This window comes from Streptomyces sp. WY228 (genome assembly GCF_019287315.1).
GTDB lineage: Bacteria > Actinomycetota > Actinomycetes > Streptomycetales > Streptomycetaceae > Streptomyces > Streptomyces caviscabies.
On record NZ_CP079114.1, the window covers coordinates 3,575,943 to 3,592,323 of the forward strand.

Annotated in this window: 16 protein-coding genes and 1 rRNA gene; 3 read left to right on the plus strand and 14 right to left on the minus strand. The window is 71.6% G+C overall.

Annotated features, from left to right (window positions below; all coding sequences use genetic code 11):
- Window positions 1–103: 103 nt before the first annotated feature.
- The 5 genes from KV381_RS15515 to KV381_RS15535 form a co-directional block, all read right to left on the minus strand.
- Window positions 104–1,774, minus strand: coding sequence for a bifunctional uroporphyrinogen-III C-methyltransferase/uroporphyrinogen-III synthase (locus KV381_RS15515; RefSeq protein WP_086777442.1), 1,671 nt, complete (start codon window positions 1,772–1,774; stop codon window positions 104–106).
- Window positions 1,771–2,757, minus strand: a complete 987-nt coding sequence (hemC, locus tag KV381_RS15520; RefSeq protein WP_030088048.1) for a hydroxymethylbilane synthase — start codon at window positions 2,755–2,757, stop codon at window positions 1,771–1,773. The genes KV381_RS15515 and hemC overlap by 4 nt, the downstream gene beginning before the upstream one ends.
- The gene (locus tag KV381_RS15525; protein ID WP_030624478.1) at window positions 2,754–4,262 is read right to left on the minus strand and encodes a glutamyl-tRNA reductase; all 1,509 of its coding nucleotides are present in this window, start codon (window positions 4,260–4,262) and stop codon (window positions 2,754–2,756) included. Before KV381_RS15525 ends, hemC begins: the two co-directional genes overlap by 4 nt.
- Window positions 4,259–5,020: a redox-sensing transcriptional repressor Rex gene (locus tag KV381_RS15530; RefSeq protein ID WP_030088043.1), complete on the minus strand. Its 762-nt coding sequence runs from the start codon at window positions 5,018–5,020 to the stop codon at window positions 4,259–4,261. Before KV381_RS15530 ends, KV381_RS15525 begins: the two co-directional genes overlap by 4 nt.
- Window positions 5,021–5,277: 257 nt before the next feature.
- On the minus strand, window positions 5,278–5,568 hold the full coding sequence (locus KV381_RS15535; RefSeq protein WP_030088041.1) for a glutaredoxin family protein: 291 nt from the start codon (window positions 5,566–5,568) through the stop codon (window positions 5,278–5,280).
- A gap of 135 nt (window positions 5,569–5,703) precedes the next feature.
- On the opposite strand from KV381_RS15535, the gene KV381_RS15540 reads away from it, so the two are divergent.
- From KV381_RS15540 to KV381_RS15550, 3 genes are all read left to right on the plus strand, one after another.
- The gene (locus tag KV381_RS15540) at window positions 5,704–6,651 is read left to right on the plus strand and encodes an HAD family phosphatase (RefSeq protein ID WP_030624474.1); all 948 of its coding nucleotides are present in this window, start codon (window positions 5,704–5,706) and stop codon (window positions 6,649–6,651) included.
- 406 nt (window positions 6,652–7,057) lie between these two features.
- Entirely contained in the window at window positions 7,058–7,834 is a 777-nt protein-coding gene (locus KV381_RS15545) for an ECF subfamily RNA polymerase sigma factor, BldN family (RefSeq protein WP_003968333.1), read from the plus strand.
- A 210-nt stretch (window positions 7,835–8,044) separates the two neighbouring features.
- Complete coding sequence (locus KV381_RS15550) at window positions 8,045–9,259, plus strand: DUF5667 domain-containing protein (RefSeq protein ID WP_030088037.1); 1,215 nt, start codon at window positions 8,045–8,047, stop codon at window positions 9,257–9,259.
- Between the two features lie 54 nt (window positions 9,260–9,313).
- Here KV381_RS15550 and KV381_RS15555 read toward each other — a convergent pair whose 3' ends face one another.
- The 9 genes from KV381_RS15555 to rrf form a co-directional block, all read right to left on the minus strand.
- On the minus strand, window positions 9,314–10,381 hold the full coding sequence (locus KV381_RS15555; protein ID WP_030088035.1) for a lysophospholipid acyltransferase family protein: 1,068 nt from the start codon (window positions 10,379–10,381) through the stop codon (window positions 9,314–9,316).
- A gap of 15 nt (window positions 10,382–10,396) precedes the next feature.
- Window positions 10,397–11,485, minus strand: a complete 1,089-nt coding sequence (locus KV381_RS15560; protein WP_030088032.1) for an NAD-dependent epimerase/dehydratase family protein — start codon at window positions 11,483–11,485, stop codon at window positions 10,397–10,399.
- 149 nt (window positions 11,486–11,634) lie between these two features.
- Window positions 11,635–11,733 carry a 30S ribosomal protein bS22 gene (locus KV381_RS15565; RefSeq protein WP_003948845.1) on the minus strand — a complete coding sequence of 33 codons (99 nt, stop codon included), beginning with the start codon at window positions 11,731–11,733 and terminating at the stop codon, window positions 11,635–11,637.
- A gap of 132 nt (window positions 11,734–11,865) precedes the next feature.
- Window positions 11,866–12,078 (minus strand): helix-turn-helix domain-containing protein, encoded by a 213-nt coding sequence (locus KV381_RS15570; RefSeq protein ID WP_003968329.1) that lies wholly within the window; start codon window positions 12,076–12,078, stop codon window positions 11,866–11,868.
- A 128-nt stretch (window positions 12,079–12,206) separates the two neighbouring features.
- Window positions 12,207–13,022: a phosphatase gene (locus KV381_RS15575; RefSeq protein WP_030088030.1), complete on the minus strand. Its 816-nt coding sequence runs from the start codon at window positions 13,020–13,022 to the stop codon at window positions 12,207–12,209.
- Window positions 13,023–13,130: 108 nt separating this feature from the next.
- Window positions 13,131–14,300, minus strand: coding sequence for an acetoin utilization protein AcuC (locus KV381_RS15580; protein WP_030088029.1), 1,170 nt, complete (start codon window positions 14,298–14,300; stop codon window positions 13,131–13,133).
- Entirely contained in the window at window positions 14,269–15,474 is a 1,206-nt protein-coding gene (locus tag KV381_RS15585; RefSeq protein ID WP_030624467.1) for an MFS transporter, read from the minus strand. The genes KV381_RS15580 and KV381_RS15585 overlap by 32 nt, the downstream gene beginning before the upstream one ends.
- A gap of 56 nt (window positions 15,475–15,530) precedes the next feature.
- Window positions 15,531–16,175 (minus strand): HAD family phosphatase, encoded by a 645-nt coding sequence (locus KV381_RS15590; protein WP_030088025.1) that lies wholly within the window; start codon window positions 16,173–16,175, stop codon window positions 15,531–15,533.
- 71 nt (window positions 16,176–16,246) lie between these two features.
- Window positions 16,247–16,363, minus strand: a 5S ribosomal RNA gene (gene rrf / locus KV381_RS15595).
- Window positions 16,364–16,381: the final 18 nt, after the last annotated feature.

The window sequence follows — 16,381 nt, forward strand, 5'->3', positions numbered from 1 at the left end:
TCGACGATAGACCCGTACGCAGCGCGGTCTTACCGACACCGGTGCCGGGAAAGGCGGCGGGCCCGGCCGCCGAAGCGACCGGGCCCACTCACCCTCGTAACTGCTACGTCGTCGTCCGACGCCGGCGCGCACCCGGGCGCCGCTCGCTCGGCCGGGTCACCGGGTCGCCGGCCTCCTTCGCCGCGTCCCGGCGCTGCGCGCCGAAGGCGGCGAGCGCCTCGGCGAGCTTGTGCACCGACGGCTCCGGGGACAGCACGTCCACCCGCAGGCCGTGCTCCTCGGCGGTCTTCGCGGTGGCCGGGCCGATGCACGCGATCACGGTCACGTTGTGCGGCTTGCCCGCGATGCCGACCAGGTTCCGGACGGTCGAGGACGAGGTGAACAGGACCGCGTCGAAGCCGCCGCCCTTGATCGCCTCGCGGGTGTCGGCCGGCGGCGGCGAGGCGCGGACCGTGCGGTACGCGGTGACGTCGTCGACCTCCCAGCCCAGCTCGATCAGCCCGGCCACCAGGGTCTCGGTGGCGATGTCGGCGCGCGGCAGGAACACCCGGTCGATCGGGTCGAAGACCGGGTCGTAGGGCGGCCAGTCCTCCAGCAGCCCGGCGGCGGACTGCTCGCCGGAGGGCACCAGATCCGGCTTGACGCCGAAGTCGATCAGCGCGGCCGCGGTCTGCTCGCCGACCGCGGCGACCTTGATCCCGGCGAAGGCGCGGGCGTCGAGACCGTACTCCTCGAACTTCTCCCGGACCGCCTTGACGGCGTTCACGCTGGTGAAGGCGATCCACTCGTAGCGTCCGGTGACCAGGCCCTTGACCGCGCGCTCCATCTGCTGGGGCGTACGCGGCGGCTCGACGGCGATCGTCGGGACCTCGTGCGGCACCGCACCGTAGGAACGCAGCTGGTCGGAGAGCGACGCGGCCTGCTCCTTCGTGCGCGGGACGAGCACCCTCCAGCCGAACAGCGGCTTGGACTCGAACCACGCGAGCTGGTCGCGCTGGGCGGCGGAGCTGCGCTCTCCGACCACGGCTATGACCGGCCGGTGGCCCTCGGGCGAGGGCAGCACCTTGGCCTGCTTGAGCGTCTGGGCGATCGTCCCGAGGGTCGCCGTCCAGGTGCGCTGGCGGGTGGTGGTGCCCGCGATCGTCACGGTGAGCGGGGTGTCGGGCTTGCGGCCCGCCGAGACCAGCTCACCGGCGGCGGCCGCGACCGCGTCCAGCGTGGTGGAGACGACGGCGGTCGCGTCGCTCGCGCCGACCTCGCTCCAGCACCGGTCGGAGGCGGTACGGGCGTCGACGAAGCGGACGTCCGCGCCCTGCGCGTCACGCAGCGGCACCCCGGCGTACGCGGGCACGCCGACGGCGTTCGCGATGCCCGGGACCACCTCGAAGGGCACCCCGGCGGCGGCGCAGGCGATCATCTCCGCGCCCGCGTCCCCGTCCAGGCCCGGGTCGCCCGCGACCGCACGGACCACCCGCCTGCCGCCCTTCGCTGCCTCCATGACAAGATTGGCGGCATCCCTGAGAACGGGTACACCGGCGGCTGTTGACGAGACGTCAACAACCGTCAGCTCAGGCGTGCTCACGCCTGCTCGCGCATGGCTGCGAACGACGTCGAGCACATCGGGCTCGGCGACAAGGACGTCCGCGCTCGCGAGCGCCTCGACGGCGCGCAGCGTCAGCAGTCCCGGGTCGCCGGGACCGGCGCCGAGGAAGGTGACCTGGCCTTGGGCGGACAGGGCAGGAAAGTCGGATGCGGCGGGGCCGGTGGGGCTCAAAGTGCTCGCTCCCCCATAAGACCGGCCGCACCCTTGGCGAGCATCTCGGCCGCGAGTTCGCGACCGAGGGCCGCCGCGTCGTCGTGCGACGTGGGGACGGGACCGGTGGTGGACAGCTGTACGAGCGAGGAACCGTCGGTGGTACCGACGACTCCGCGCAGGCGCAGTTCGTTGACAACCTGTCCGTCGACCAGGAGGTCGGCCAGCGCACCCACAGGTGCGGAGCAGCCGGCCTCCAGGGCGGCGAGCAGGGCACGCTCGGCGGTCACGGCGACCCGGGTGTACGGGTCGTCGAGCTCGGCGAGCGCGGCGGCGAGGTCGGCGCTGGACGCGGCGCACTCGATCGCCAGTGCTCCCTGGCCGGGAGCGGGCAGGACGGTGTCGACCGGCAGGAAGTCGGTCGCCTCACCGCTCCGGCCGAGACGGCTGAGCCCGGCGGCGGCGAGAACCACCGCGTCGAGCTTTCCGTCACGCACGAACCCGATCCGCGTGTCGACGTTGCCCCGGATGGGGACGGTCTCGATCCGCAGGCCGTGGGAACGGGCGTACGCGTTGAGCTGCGCCATGCGGCGCGGCGAACCGGTGCCGATGCGGGCGCCGTCGGGCAGCTGCTCGAAGGTCAGCCCGTCCCGGGCGACGAGCGCGTCGCGCGGGTCCTCGCGCTGCGGCACGGCGGCCAGCACGAGGTCGTCGGGCTGGCTGGTCGGCAGGTCCTTGAGCGAGTGGACGGCGAAGTCCACCTCGCCGCGCGCCAGCGCCTCGCGCAGGGCCGCGACGAACACGCCGGTGCCGCCGATCTGCGCCAGGTGCTCGCGGGAGGTGTCCCCGTACGTGGTGATCTCGACGAGCTCGACGGCGCGCCCGGTCACCTCGCGAACCGCCTCGGCGACGAGCCCGGACTGGGCCATGGCGAGTTGGGAGCGCCGGGTGCCCAGCCGGAGCGGAGCGGCGCCTCGCGCGTCCGGCGATGAGTTGTCGGTCATGACCGCCCTCTATTCGGGTCGTTCAGGTCGGCCCGGGAGACGGCGGCCACCGTCTGCGGGTCGAGGTCGAAGAGTTCTCGCAGCGCGTCCGCGTACCCGGCGCCGCCGGGCTCGCTGGCGAGCTGCTTGACCCGCACGGTGGGCGCGTGCAGGAGTTTGTCGACGACGCGGCGCACGGTCTGGGTGATCTCGGCGCGCTGTTTCTCGTCCAGGTCGGGAAGGCGGCCGTCCAGCCGGGCGATCTCGCCGGCCACCACGTCGGCGGCCATGGTGCGCAGGGCGACCACGGTCGGGGCGACGTGCGCGGCGCGCTGGGCGGCGCCGAAGGCGGCCACCTCGTCGGAGACGATGGTGCGGACCCGGTCCACATCGGCGGCCATCGGGGCGTCGGCGGACGCCTCCGCGAGCGACTCGATGTCGACGAGGCGCACACCGTCGATGCGGTGGGCCGCGCCGTCGATGTCGCGCGGCATGGCGAGGTCGAGCAGGGCGAGCCGGACCGGTCCGGTGGACTGGGCGGGCACGGTGGCCCGGCGCAGCGCGGTCGCCGGACCGGCGTGCGCGGCGGAGGTGGCGGAACCGTTCTCCACCCAGGCGGCGTGCTGGTCGACGTCGGCCGGGGCCGGGGTGACGGTGGCCGCGGGCTTCTCGGGCGCGGCGTCCAGGGTCACGCCCAGGGCGTCGGCGAGGGCGTCGGCGGTGAGCACGAGGCCGGTGGAACCGGTGCAGGAGACGACGATGTCGGCACGTGTCAGTTCGTCGCCGACCGCGGACATCTCGACCGCGTGCGCGCGCACCTCCGTGTCGTCGCCCTGCTGGAGGATCTCCACCAGGCGGTCCGCGCGGGAGCGGGTCCGGTTGGCGACGACGACCTCGGCGCAGCCGGTGCGGGCGAGGGTCGCGGCGGCCAGCGAGGACATCGATCCGGCGCCGATGACCAGGGCGCGCTTGCCGCGGGCCCAGCGCTCGGGGTCGGCGCCGGCGGCGAGCTGCTGGAGCCCGAAGGTGACGAGCGACTGCCCGGCCCGGTCGATGCCGGTCTCGCTGTGGGCGCGCTTGCCGACCCGCAGGGCCTGCTGGAAGAGGTCGTTCAGCAGCCGTCCGGCGGTGTGCAGCTCCTGGCCGCGCGCGAGCGCGTCCTTGATCTGGCCGAGGATCTGACCCTCGCCGACGACCATCGAGTCCAGCCCGCAGGCCACCGAGAAGAGGTGGTGGACGGCCCGGTCCTCGTAGTGCACATAGAGATACGGAGTGAGCTCCTCCAGGCCGACGCCGCTGTGCTGGGCGAGCAGGGTGGAGAGCTCGGCGACGCCCGCGTGGAACTTGTCCACGTCGGCGTACAGCTCGATGCGGTTGCAGGTGGCCAGCACGGCGGCCTCGGTCGCGGGTTCCGCGGCGAGGGTGTCCTGGAGCAGCTTGGCCTGGGTCTCGGCAGCGAGCGAGGCCCGTTCCAGTACGGAGACGGGGGCGCTGCGGTGGCTCAGTCCGACGACGAGGAGGCTCATGCCGGCATCACGGCGGGCATGTCCCCGTCGGGTCCCTTCCGGCCGGCGGGCGTGGCACGCATCGGGGGCGCGCCCTCGTCCTCGGCGGCGGAGTCCTCACCGGCCTTGCGCTGCTCGTGGAACGCGAGGATCTGGAGCTCGATGGAGAGGTCGACCTTGCGCACGTCGACGCCCTCGGGCACCGACAGCACGGTCGGCGCGAAGTTCAGGATGGAGGTCACACCGGCGGCGACGAGCCGGTCGCAGACCTGCTGGGCCGCGCCGGGCGGGGTGGTGATCACGCCGATGGACACACCGTTGTCGCTGATGATCCGGTCCAGGTCGTCCGTGTGCTGGACGGCGATCCCGGCCACCGGCGTACCGGCCATGGCGGGGTCCGCGTCGATCAGCGCGGCGACCCGGAAGCCGCGGGAGGCGAAGCCGCCGTAGTTGGCGAGGGCCGCGCCGAGGTTACCGATACCGACGATCGCGACCGGCCAGTCCTGGGTGAGCCCGAGCTCACGCGAGATCTGGTAGACGAGATACTCGACGTCGTATCCGACACCGCGGGTGCCGTAGGACCCGAGGTAGCTGAAGTCCTTGCGCAGCTTCGCCGAGTTGACGCCGGCCGCCGTGGCCAGCTCCTCGGAGGAGACCGTGGGGACCGATCGCTCGGAGAGCGCGGTGAGAGCGCGCAGATACAACGGAAGTCGGGCGACGGTGGCCTCGGGGATTCCTCGGCTACGGGTCGCCGGTCGGTGTGTTCGGCCAGTTGCCACGGTGCTCCTGCGGGATGAGCGGGGCTGCAGGCGGCCGTATGTCCCTAGACCGCCCCGTCCCCTGCAGGCTATGTCTTTGTGAACGCGTGCACAAAGATGGTGTCCGTTTTGTCCGGTCAAAGTGACCGGGGTCACGCACATTTCCCGCGCGATCCCGGAACCGGGGACCGCATCGGCCCGTTGCAGCCTCGAAGGGGGCAAAGCGGTACACACTCCTCACAGCCAAGCCCCCGAGGCCACTCAAAACGCCCGCAATGTTAACCGGGTTTCGCGTCCGCACCCAGCGCCTTGCGCAGCCTCGCCGGGTCCACGCGCCAGAACGTGTGCTGCTCGTCATCGATCAGCACCACCGGAATCTGCTCCCAGTACTCCTTGTACAGCTCCTCGTCCTCGGTGATGTCCTTCTCCACCCACGACGCACCGGTCTCCGCGCAGACCGCGCTCACCACCGCCCGCGCGTCCTCGCACAGATGGCATCCGGGCTTCCCGACCAGCGTGACCACCCGCTCGGCGGGCTTCTTCTTCGTACGGCGCAGCAGAGGACTCATGCCTTCATTCTGCGCCCGCGGACCGCCGCCCCGGACCGCCCGGAATCGCCCGATTCACCATTCCGACCCGAAGCGTTCACGCCCCCGCATCGCGGCAGGTCGGGCAGGTACCGGCGGACTGGCTATGCTCACCGCATGGCCGCTCTTGGATGGCTCACACCCCGTAGGCGTTCCGCTACCGCACGGAGCGTCCTGGCAGGCGAGGCCGCCGCCGAGGCCGCACGCAAGACCTCGGCCGCCGACGACGACTCCGCCCTCCTGACCGGAACCTCCGAAGAAGCTCCCGAGGAGCCCGCGTTCCCCGTCGCCGGGGACGACCGCGCCGCCGCCTTCTTCGACCTCGACAACACCGTGATGCAGGGCGCCGCGATCTTCCACTTCGGCCGCGGCCTCTACAAGCGGAAGTTCTTCGAACGCCGCGAACTCACCCGGTTCGCCTGGCAGCAGGCCTGGTTCCGGCTGGCCGGCGTCGAGGACCCCGAACACATGCAGGACGCCCGCGACAGCGCCCTGTCCATCGTCAAGGGTCACCGCGTCTCCGAGCTGATGTCCATCGGCGAGGAGATCTACGACGAGTACATGGCCGACCGCATCTGGCCCGGCACCCGCGCCCTGGCCGAGGCCCACCTGAACGCCGGGCAGAAGGTCTGGCTGGTCACCGCCGCACCCGTGGAGACCGCCACCATCATCGCCCGCCGCCTCGGCCTGACCGGCGCGCTCGGCACCGTCGCCGAATCGGTCGACGGCGTGTACACCGGCCGCCTGGTCGGTGAACCCCTGCACGGCCCCGCCAAGGCCGAGGCCGTCCGCGCCCTGGCCGCCGCCGAGGGCCTGGACCTGGACCGCTGCGCCGCCTACAGCGACTCGCACAACGACATCCCGATGCTCTCGCTGGTCGGCCACCCGTACGCGATCAACCCGGACACCAAGCTCCGCAAGTACGCCCGCGCCCGCGACTGGCGGCTGCGCGACTACCGCACCGGCCGCAAGGCGGCCAAGGTCGGCATCCCGGCCGCCGCCGGGGTCGGCGCGCTCGCGGGTGGCACGGCCGCCGCCGTCGCCCTGCACCGCCGCCGCCGCTGACCCGCACCCGCTTCGCACGCTCCCCACCCCGCGCGCTCCGCGCCCCGTGCCCGCCCGTCCGGTCACGGGGCGCAGCCACGCCCGGGCCCGGGCGCCCGATCGTGAACCGCTCCGGCACCCCGGCCGACGCCCCCTCCGGCCTGCCGGATCGCCGTCGCGCGGCCACAACCCGTCGCCCCCGCAGACAGATCACGAAGTAATCCGATCAATAAACGGTCACCAAGTGCTACTTGATACGTCACTTAGCGATAACAGAAGCGACGGAACCGGTGATTTAGACAACTGGGTGTAGCGCTGCCTGCACGAAGCGTTATTCTCCTCAGACGCATCACGGAGACCGTCACTCGCTACCACGGGTGACGTTTTTCGAACTGCTCGTGATGGAAGCTCTGCCTCTGGGAGTCCCGTGTACCCACACGTCGGGGTTGACGCCTCGGGCCTGGCTACGCTGCGTGCATCGGTCATTGACCGCTTGCGCGGCTTCGTCCCCACCGCGTACGCCGTCCCCGCTTTTGCCACCCCTGCACCTGCCGGCCCTTGCTACGCCCTGGCCGAACGCAGTGCGGCGGTCGGAAGACGCGGCACCCGCGCCGCCTCGACCACCTCGACCGTCCGCCGTCCCACCGCCGACAGCGACAGCGCGCGCATGATGGATCTCGTCGAGCGCGCACAGGCCGGTGAGGCGGACGCCTTCGGCCGCCTGTACGACCAGTACAGCGACACCGTGTACCGGTACATCTACTACCGCGTGGGCGGCAAGGCGACCGCGGAGGACCTCACCAGTGAGACCTTCCTCCGCGCGCTGCGCCGTATCTCCACGTTCACCTGGCAGGGCCGCGACTTCGGCGCCTGGCTGGTCACGATCGCTCGCAATCTGGTCGCAGACCACTTCAAATCCAGTCGTTTCCGACTGGAAGTGACCACCGGCGAAATGCTCGACGCCAACGAGGTGGCGCGCAGCCCCGAGGACTCCGTCCTGGAGTCCCTCTCCAACGCCGCCCTGCTCCAGGCCGTGCGGCGGCTCAACCCCCAGCAGCAGGAGTGCGTCACCCTGCGGTTCCTCCAAGGCCTCTCGGTCGCCGAGACCGCCCGGGTGATGGGCAAGAACGAGGGCGCGATCAAGACCCTCCAGTACCGAGCCGTACGGACGCTCGCCCGACTCCTGCCGGACGACGCCCGCTGACCGGACCGCTGCGTGACCGTCCCGTCACGCACTGGTCCGATCATCTTTCGTGCGTAACCCAAGTGCCGCGCGCCTCGTTGTGCCGGTTGCAGGCCCCCTGTCGTCACCCCCTGTCCGTCTCCGCTCACTCCATCGAGTGGAAACGCTCAAGGTGTGCAACTTCCGGACCGCCAGGGGAGTCGACCGTCATGACGAGAGGAGGTGCCGCCAGTGATCGCAAACGTTTCGGCACACCGGCGGGCGAACGCCTTCGCCCAGGCCCTGGAGGAGCAGACCCCCCAGGGTGCGGCGGCCGTACAGCCCGCGGAGCCGGCCGACCAGGCCGACCGCGGACCGCTGTTGGCCCTGGCGAACGGCCTCGGTGAGCTACCGAAGCCGCAGTTGGACCCCGAGGTCAAAGTGGTGCAGCGAGCGCAGCTCGTCGCGGCCATGGAGGCCATGTTCGCCGAGGGCGGCGCGTCCACGGGCCCTACGGTGCCCGTGCAACGGGGCAAGGGGGCCCACCGGGCCTCACCACTGCGGAAATTGCGCCCCCGCTCCCGCTGGGCGAAGGGGCTCACCGCCGGCGGGCTCACCGTCGGCGTGGCCGCGGGAGCCTTCGGCGGCGTGGCCGCCGCCAGCTCCGACGCCCTCCCCGGTGATTCGCTGTACGGGCTGAAGCGCGGGATGGAGGACATCAGCCTCGGCATGGCCAAGGGCGACGCCGACCGCGGCGAGGTCTATCTCGACCAGGCCTCCACCCGGCTCAGCGAGGCCCGCAGACTCATGGAGCGCGGCCGCTCCGGCGCACTCGACCACGAATCCCTCGGCGCCGTCAGACGCGCGCTCAACGGCATGTCCCACGACGCCTCCGAGGGCCACCGCCTGCTCCGCGCCGCCTACCAGCGCGACGGAGCGATCGGCCCCATCCAGACCCTGGACACCTTCTCCCGCTCGCACCGCGACACCTGGAGCAGCCTCCGCGACCGGCTGCCCGTCCAGCTCACCGACGTCCGCGACGAGGTCAGCTCGGTCTTCGACGCCATAGAGGAAGAGGTCGCACCGCTCCAGTCGCTCCTCCCCCGCCCCCCGGGCGAGGACAAGAACACCGGACGCGCCGACACCACCACCCCGGACGCCGGTTCGCCCCGGACCGACGCCCCCGCGTCCCCGGCCGCCCCCGAGCAGCCCGGAGACCGCACCGACGACAACAGCACCACCCCCAAGCCCTCCGGCTCCCCGGGCTCCGGCGACGCCACCCCGGACGACGGGCTGCTCGGCGGCGGCACGGACGGCCTGCTGGACGACCTCCCGACGGACGGCCTCACCAAGCCCTCCCCCGAGGGCAAGCCCAGCACACCGGCCGCCCCGGACGTCACCCTGCCCCCGCTCCTCCCCGGGCTCCTCCCGGGCCTCGGCATCGACGGCGAGAACCTCAGGCCGTAGATCCGAGCAACGCCGGTACGCGATCGCGTACCGGCCCTTCCCTCGTACAGCAGGTCAGAAGAAGACCGACCGCCGCTGCACCAGCAGCTTGTACAGCGTGTGCTGGATCTGCTCGCGCACCTGGTCCGTCAGGTTGAACATCAGCATCGGGTCCTCCGCCGCCTCCGGCGGATAGCCGTCCGTCGGGATCGGCTCACCGAACTGGATCGTCCACTTCGTCGGCAGCGGCAGCGCGCCCAGCGGTCCCAGCCACGGGAACGTCGGCGTGATCGGGAAGTACGGGAAGCCCAGCAGCCGGGCCAGCGTCTTCGCGTTGCCGATCATCGGGTAGATCTCCTCCGCGCCCACGATCGAGCACGGCACGATCGGCGCACCCGCGCGCAGCGCCGTCGACACGAACCCGCCCCGGCCGAAGCGCTGCAGCTTGTAGCGCTCGCCGAACGGCTTGCCGATGCCCTTGAAGCCCTCCGGCATCACCCCGACGATCTCACCCGTCTCCAGCAGCCGCTGCGCGTCCTCCGCACAGGCCAGCGTGTGACCGGCCTTGCGCGCCAGCTCGTTGACGACCGGGAGATGGAAGACCAGATCGGCGGCGAGCAGCCGCAGATGCCGCTCCGCCGGATGGTTGTCGTGCACCGCGACCTGGAGCATCAGCCCGTCCAGCGGCAGCGTCCCGGAGTGGTTGGCCACGATGAGCGCCCCGCCGTCCGACGGGATGTTCTCGATGCCCTTCACCTCGACCCGGAAGTACTTGTCGGCCAGCGGGCGCAGCGCCGACATCAGGACCTGGTCGGTGAGCTCCTTGTCGTAACCGAACTCGTCGACGTCGTAGTCACCGGTGACCCGCCGCCGCAGGAACGCGAGCCCGCCCGCGATCCGCCGCTCCCAGCCACCGCCCGCGGAACCCTCGGCGCCGCCCGCATCCTGACGGAGCTCCTCCTGCTCCGCCTCCACGGGCGGCTCGGGCGCCTGCGCCCCCGGCAGGGCGCTCACCGGAGCCGCCGAGCCGTCACCGCGACCGCCGCCGGGGCCGCCCGGCCCGGTCCGGCGCCGCGCCGGGCGCGATGTGCCGCCGGACCGCGAACGGTCGTCGTCGAACGGAATGACCTTGGCGTCCGCCATCGTCGGTGCGCTCCTCTACCTGGCGCCGTGAGTCGTCTGTACCGCACCGGACCCGCGCTCCCGCGGCCCGGCGCCTCCCGGCAGCGGCAGCGCCGCCAGCCGGTCCACCGCCCCGCCCACCGTCGCCGGCGGCAGCAGCCCCGGCCCCCGGCTCCGCGCGAACTCCGCGAACGTCTCCGCCGTGGTGAACTTCGGCCGGAAGCCGAGGGTCTCGCGCATCTGCACGGTCGAGACCACCCGGCCATGGGTGAGCAGCCGGATCTGTTCCGGCGAGAAGTCGGTCATGCCGATCGTACGGAGCGCCGAGCCGACCCAGGTGACGGCGGGCAGCAGCACCGGCACGGTCGGCCTGCCCAGCCGCCGCGAGCACTGCGACAGCAGCAGCACCCCGTCACCGGCGATGTTGAACGTGCCGCTGTTCAGCGTCCCGCGCCGGGGCTCGCCCGCCGCGATCCCCAGGACGTCGATCACATCGTCCTCGTGCACGAACTGGAGCCGGGGGTCGTAGCCGAAGACGGTCGGCAGGACGGGCAGCGACAGATAGTCGGCGAGCGGCGAGTCCGGGTGCGGCCCCAGGATGTTGGCGAACCGCAGCACGCACACCGCCACGTCCGGCCGGCGGCGGGCGAAGCCCCGTACGTACCCCTCGACCTCCACCGCGTCCTTCGCGAAGCCGCCGCTGGGCAGCGACTTGGGCGGGGTGGTCTCGGTGAACACGGCGGGGTCGCGGGGCGCCGACCCGTACACGCTCGTACTGGACTTCACCACGAGCCGTCGCACCGTCGGCGACTTCTGGCAGGCGCCGAGCAGCTGCATGGTGCCGATGACGTTGGTCTCCTTGATCGCCGTCCGGCCGCCGGCGCCGAGCGCCTTGCCGGAGACGTCCAGGTGGACCACCGTGTCGACGGCGTACTCGGCCAGGATCCGCGCTATGGCCGACTGCCGGATGTCGGCGCGGACGAACTCCGCGTCGCCCAGCTGATGCGCGGGCGCGACCGCGTCGACGGCGATCACCCGGTCCACCCCGGGCTCGCGCTGCACGCGCCGGACGAAGCGGCCTCCCAGCTGCCGGGCCACTCCGGTGACGAGCACGACCTTTCCCAAGACCCGGCTCCCCTGCTTCCCGCGGTAACTTCCCTGGCCGTCACCGTAGCGGGTGGACGCCGCCCTGTGATGACCCCAGGCCCCGAAACGCACCGCAGCCCTTCCACCGGAACGGCGGAAGGGCTGCGGATCTCACGAACTGCGTTCGCTTACTTCTTGTTGCGACGCTGAACGCGCGTGCGCTTGAGCAGCTTGCGGTGCTTCTTCTTGGCCATCCGCTTGCGCCGCTTCTTGATAACAGAGCCCACGACTACCCTCGCTTACTTCATCTTCACTGGTGCGGGGCGTCTGGGCCCACACGACCTACGTCGGCCTAGCCTACCCGCCACCGTCCGAGGGACGTAATCCGCAGGCAACCCCGGGTTGATCCCAGGCTGACGTCAGGCTGATTCCACCCCCACGAAGGACTCGCGGAGATACGCGTGAACCGCTTGCTCCGGCACCCGGAAGGACCTGCCCACCCGGATCGCCGGCAGATGACCGCTGTGCACCAAGCGGTACACGGTCATCTTCGACACTCGCATGACCGAGGCGACTTCCGCCACGGTCAGAAACTTGACCTCGTTGAGAGGCCTCTCGCTGCCAGCAGCCATGACCCACCTGTACCTTCCGCACCGGACGCGCACCGGCTTCCCCTCCGGTGACTCTTCGTCGTTGTGCGCTCACTCACCAGGTTAGGGGCGGGTGGTGCGAGTGGGGAAGAGGAGGGGCGGTCGACGGCCTACGGTGACAGACGGGCCCGATTGAGCACATAGCGCGTCAACGGCCGGTAAAACGGGGCCCGTACGCCGTCGTCGAGCGGAACGACGACGGACACCCGGCCCTCCGCCTCCCCGACGAACAGCGCCGGATCGTCCGTGTCCGCCGGCCCGATCGCCTCGATCCCCAGCTGACCTGCGCCGCAGACCCAGCCGTGATCCCCGATCACCAGCTCGGGCAGCACCCCGAGCCGCTCCGCCGCGTCCTGGAGCGCCAGCCGCACCGGAAGCGGCGAATGCGTGTGCGCGCCGGTCTCACCACCCGTGGGCCGCCCCCCTGGTTCGCGCACCAGCGCGACACCCCGTACGTAGTCGAGGTTGTACGTACGTACGCCAAACCGGGTCGTTATGTCGACACATCTCCCCTGCGCGGGGGTGAGAACAGGACAGCCCGCCGCCGACAGAGCGTCTGCCAGCCCGGCGTAGAAACCGAGCAGCCGGTGCGGATGACCGGTCCCCAGCAGCACCGGAGCCCGCCGCTCGGCCACCAGCGCCAACCGCTCGGCGAACGCGTCCAGCGCGGCCACCGTCCGGTCCGGGTCGATCGCGTCGGGCCCGCTCACATGCGCGGGATCCGCCGAGACCCCGCACCGGTCCGCCATCAGCCGCAACAGCTCGCCCTCGCCCCAGGCCCGCTCGGGCGCCAGCCCCAGCATCACCCGAGGATCCCGGGCGGCGAACAGCCGGTAGCTGCGCAGACTGTTCTCGCGCGGCGTGGCCACGGGCCCGGCCAGCCGGGCCGCCAGCAGATGGGCGCGTAACGCCCCGGTGCTCAACACCCCTGGGATGCTGCCGTATCGCGCGGCCCGGGCGTACCGGATTCCCGTTACGCCCCACCGTTGGCGTAGCGCACGGCACAATGCCCGCGCACGCCCCGGCCGCGCCCCTCAGGTCAGCAGACCCCGCAGCGGGAACGCCGCCCTCCGGGACGCCAGCACCGCCTGGTCCAGCCGGTCCGCCGGATCGTAACCGTCCTCCCACGCCTTCCAGGACGGCGTACGCCCGTCGGTCATCCGGCCCGGCCCCAACTGCCGCGTACGGGCGTAGACGAGATCCCGCCAGGACGGCGGCACCACCGACTCCGGGTCGACGGGCGCGTGCGCCGCGATCCCGACGAGATGCGTCCACGACCGGGGCACCACGTCCACCACCGCGTATCCGCCGCCGCCGAGCGCCACCCAGCGCCCGTCGGCGTGGTCGTGCGCCAGCCGGTGACAGGACTCCATGACCGCCCGCTGCGCGTCCAGCGACACCGCGAGATGCGCGAGCGGGTCCTCGAAGTGGGTGTCGGCCCCGTGCTGGGTGACGAGCACCTGGGGCCGGAAGTCGGCCAGCAGCTCGGGCACCACGGCGTGGAACGCCCGCAGCCACCCCTCGTCCCCGGTCCCGGCCGGCAGCGCCACGTTCACCGCGGAGCCCTCGCCCGCCCCGGCCCCGGTCTCCTCCGGCCACCCGGTCTGCGGGAACAGCGTCCTCGGATGCTCGTGCAGCGAGATCGTCAGCACGCGCGGGTCCTCCCAGAACGCGGCCTGCACCCCGTCGCCGTGGTGCACGTCCACATCGACGTACGCGACCCGCTCCGCGCCCAGCTCCAGCAGCCGGGCGATGGCGAGCGCCGGGTCGTTGTAGACGCAGAACCCGGCGGCCGAACCGGGCATGGCGTGATGCAGCCCCCCGGTGAAGTTCACCGCGTGCTCGCTCTCGCCCCGCCACACGGCCTCGGCGGCGCCCACCGACAGCCCGGCGATCAGCGCGGACGCCTCGTGCATCCCGGCGAACGCCGGATCGTCCACGGTCCCGAGCCCGTAGTCCTGGTCGGCGGCGCGCGGATTCAGCGAGGCGGCCCGCACCGCCGCCACGTAGTCCTCCCGGTGCACGAGCCGCAGGGTGGAGTCCCCCGCGGACTTCGCCGACCGCAGATCCACCGCCCCGTCGAGCCCGAACGCCCGCACCAGCCCCATCGTCAGGTCCAGCCGGACCGGATCCATGGGGTGGGCCTCCCCGAAGTCGTACCCCGTAACTGCGTCATCCCACATCAGCTGTGCGCGCCCGCTCATGCCCGCCACCGTATCGGGCGGGGTCCGGCCCGAACGCGCGGGCATACACGAGCGTCACCAGCACCAGACCCATCGGTACGAGCATGGCTCCCCGATAACTCCACGCATCGCCCAGAGCGCCCACGAGCGGCGAACCGATGAGGAACCCCACATAGTTGAAGATATTCAGCCGGGCCACGGCCGCGTCGCTGTTCTCCGGGAACATCCGCCCGGCCGCCGCGAAGGTCTGCGGCACGATCACGCACAGCCCGAACCCGAGCATCGTGAACCCGAGCATCCCCACCCAGGCCCCCGGCGCAAGCGCCACCACGGCGAACCCGCCGGCCGCCAGCAGACTCCCGCCCCGCACCACGGCGACCGCCCCGAACCGCCGCACCCCGAGGTCCCCCACGGCCCGCCCCAGCAGGGTCGTCACCATGTAGACGTTGTACGGAACGGTCGCGAGCTGCTCGGAGCTGCCCAGCACGTCCTGGAGGTACTTGGCACTCCAGTTGGAGACGGTCGAGTCCCCGATGTACGCGAAGGTCATGACGAGGCACAACGGCAGCAACAGCTTGAACGACAGCCCCCCGCCCGCACCCCCACCACCGGAGCGCGCTTCCTCCGCCGGCCCCTTCCCCTCCGTGTACCACCGGCTTCCGGCCAGCGCGGCGGGCAACAGCACCACCACGACGGGCAGATAGGACACGAACAACGAGAGGTCCCACCGCGCTCCGACCCACGCCAGCGACGCCCCCGCGATCCCGCCGAGGCTGTACGCGGCGTGGAACCCGAGCATGATGGAGCGCCCGTACGCCCGTTGGAGGCTGACGCCCAGCATGTTCATGGAGGCGTCCAGCGCCCCGACGGCCAGCCCGAAGACGCCGAGCGCGACGGCGACGTGCCACACCTCCCGCCCGGCGCCCACCCCGAGCAGGGCGAGCAGGACGAGGGGCTGGGCCCACCGCAGGACCACACCGGGCCGCACCCGCGCGACCACCTTCTCGGTGGCCACGCTGCCGGCCCCCGCCAGGATCGGGACAGCGGCGAGGAAGACGGGCAGCAGCCCGTCGGATATCCCGTACTGGTCCTGAATGGCGGGGATACGCGTCACCAGAAGGGCGAAGGCCACCCCTTGGACGCCGAAGCTCAACCCCAGGGAGGCCCTGCCGTACCGCAAGCCCGCATCTGTCATGGCCGCGAGCGTAGAGCCAGGCGCTACCCGTGGGTAGACGGATCAGCCGAGCAGTTTCAGGCCAGCAGTTCGGGAAGCTGCGCCATGTCCGAGAAGTGCCCGGTCACTCCGGTGAGCCGGTCGGCGGGCATCATCGACGTGAACCCGTACACGTCCATCCCGGCCGCCCGCGCCGCCTCGACCCCGAGCGGACTGTCCTCGATGACGACGCATCGCTCCGGCGCGACGCCCATCCGCTCGGCGGCGTACAGAAACAGATCCGGTGCCGGCTTGCCCCGCCCGACATCCTCCGAGCTGAAGATCCACTCCTCCTCGAACCACTGGTCGATCCCCGTCTTGCGGTGCCCGACCCGGATCCGCTCGTGGCCCCCGGAGGAGGCGACACAGTAGTCCACCCCGTCCGCGACGAGCTTCCCGAGCAGTTCCTCGGCCCCGTCCACCGCCACCAGCTCCTGCTGGAAAGCGGCGAACGTACGGGCGTTGAGCGTGGAGTCGAAGTCCTCGGGCAGCTTCTGCCCGGTCCTCTCCTCGACGAGATCGTGCACGCGGTGCACGGCAGACCCCATGTAGTCGCGGAGCGACTCGTCGTACGTGGTGGGGTGACCGAGTTCGGTCAGGTAGCCGGAGAGGACGGTGTTGGCGAGCGGCTCACTGTCGACGAGCACACCGTCGTTGTCGAAGATGACCAGTTCGTAGCGCATGGTTCGACCCTAGACGTTCAGAACGCAGAAAAGCCCCGTGCCACAAGGCACGGGGCTTTCCCGGAAAAATTGTTCGGCGGCGTCCTACTCTCCCACAGGGTCCCCCCTGCAGTACCATCGGCGCTGAAAGGCTTAGCTTCCGGGTTCGGAATGTAACCGGGCGTTTCCCTAACGCAATGACCACCGAAACACTATGAAATTTAGAA

Bases quoted from the DNA above. Each gene is read 5' to 3' on its own strand.
- hemC (WP_030088048.1), bottom strand. From the start codon at position 2,757: ATGACCGACAACTCATCGCCGGACGCGCGAGGCGCCGCTCCGCTCCGG.
- KV381_RS15525 (WP_030624478.1), bottom strand. From the start codon at position 4,262: ATGAGCCTCCTCGTCGTCGGACTGAGCCACCGCAGCGCCCCCGTCTCC.
- KV381_RS15535 (WP_030088041.1), bottom strand. From the start codon at position 5,568: ATGAGTCCTCTGCTGCGCCGTACGAAGAAGAAGCCCGCCGAGCGGGTG.
- KV381_RS15540 (WP_030624474.1), top strand. From the start codon at position 5,704: ATGGCCGCTCTTGGATGGCTCACACCCCGTAGGCGTTCCGCTACCGCA.
- KV381_RS15555 (WP_030088035.1), bottom strand. From the start codon at position 10,381: ATGGCGGACGCCAAGGTCATTCCGTTCGACGACGACCGTTCGCGGTCC.
- KV381_RS15570 (WP_003968329.1), bottom strand. From the start codon at position 12,078: ATGGCTGCTGGCAGCGAGAGGCCTCTCAACGAGGTCAAGTTTCTGACC.
- KV381_RS15580 (WP_030088029.1), bottom strand. From the start codon at position 14,300: ATGAGCGGGCGCGCACAGCTGATGTGGGATGACGCAGTTACGGGGTAC.
- KV381_RS15585 (WP_030624467.1), bottom strand. From the start codon at position 15,474: ATGACAGATGCGGGCTTGCGGTACGGCAGGGCCTCCCTGGGGTTGAGC.
- KV381_RS15590 (WP_030088025.1), bottom strand. From the start codon at position 16,175: ATGCGCTACGAACTGGTCATCTTCGACAACGACGGTGTGCTCGTCGAC.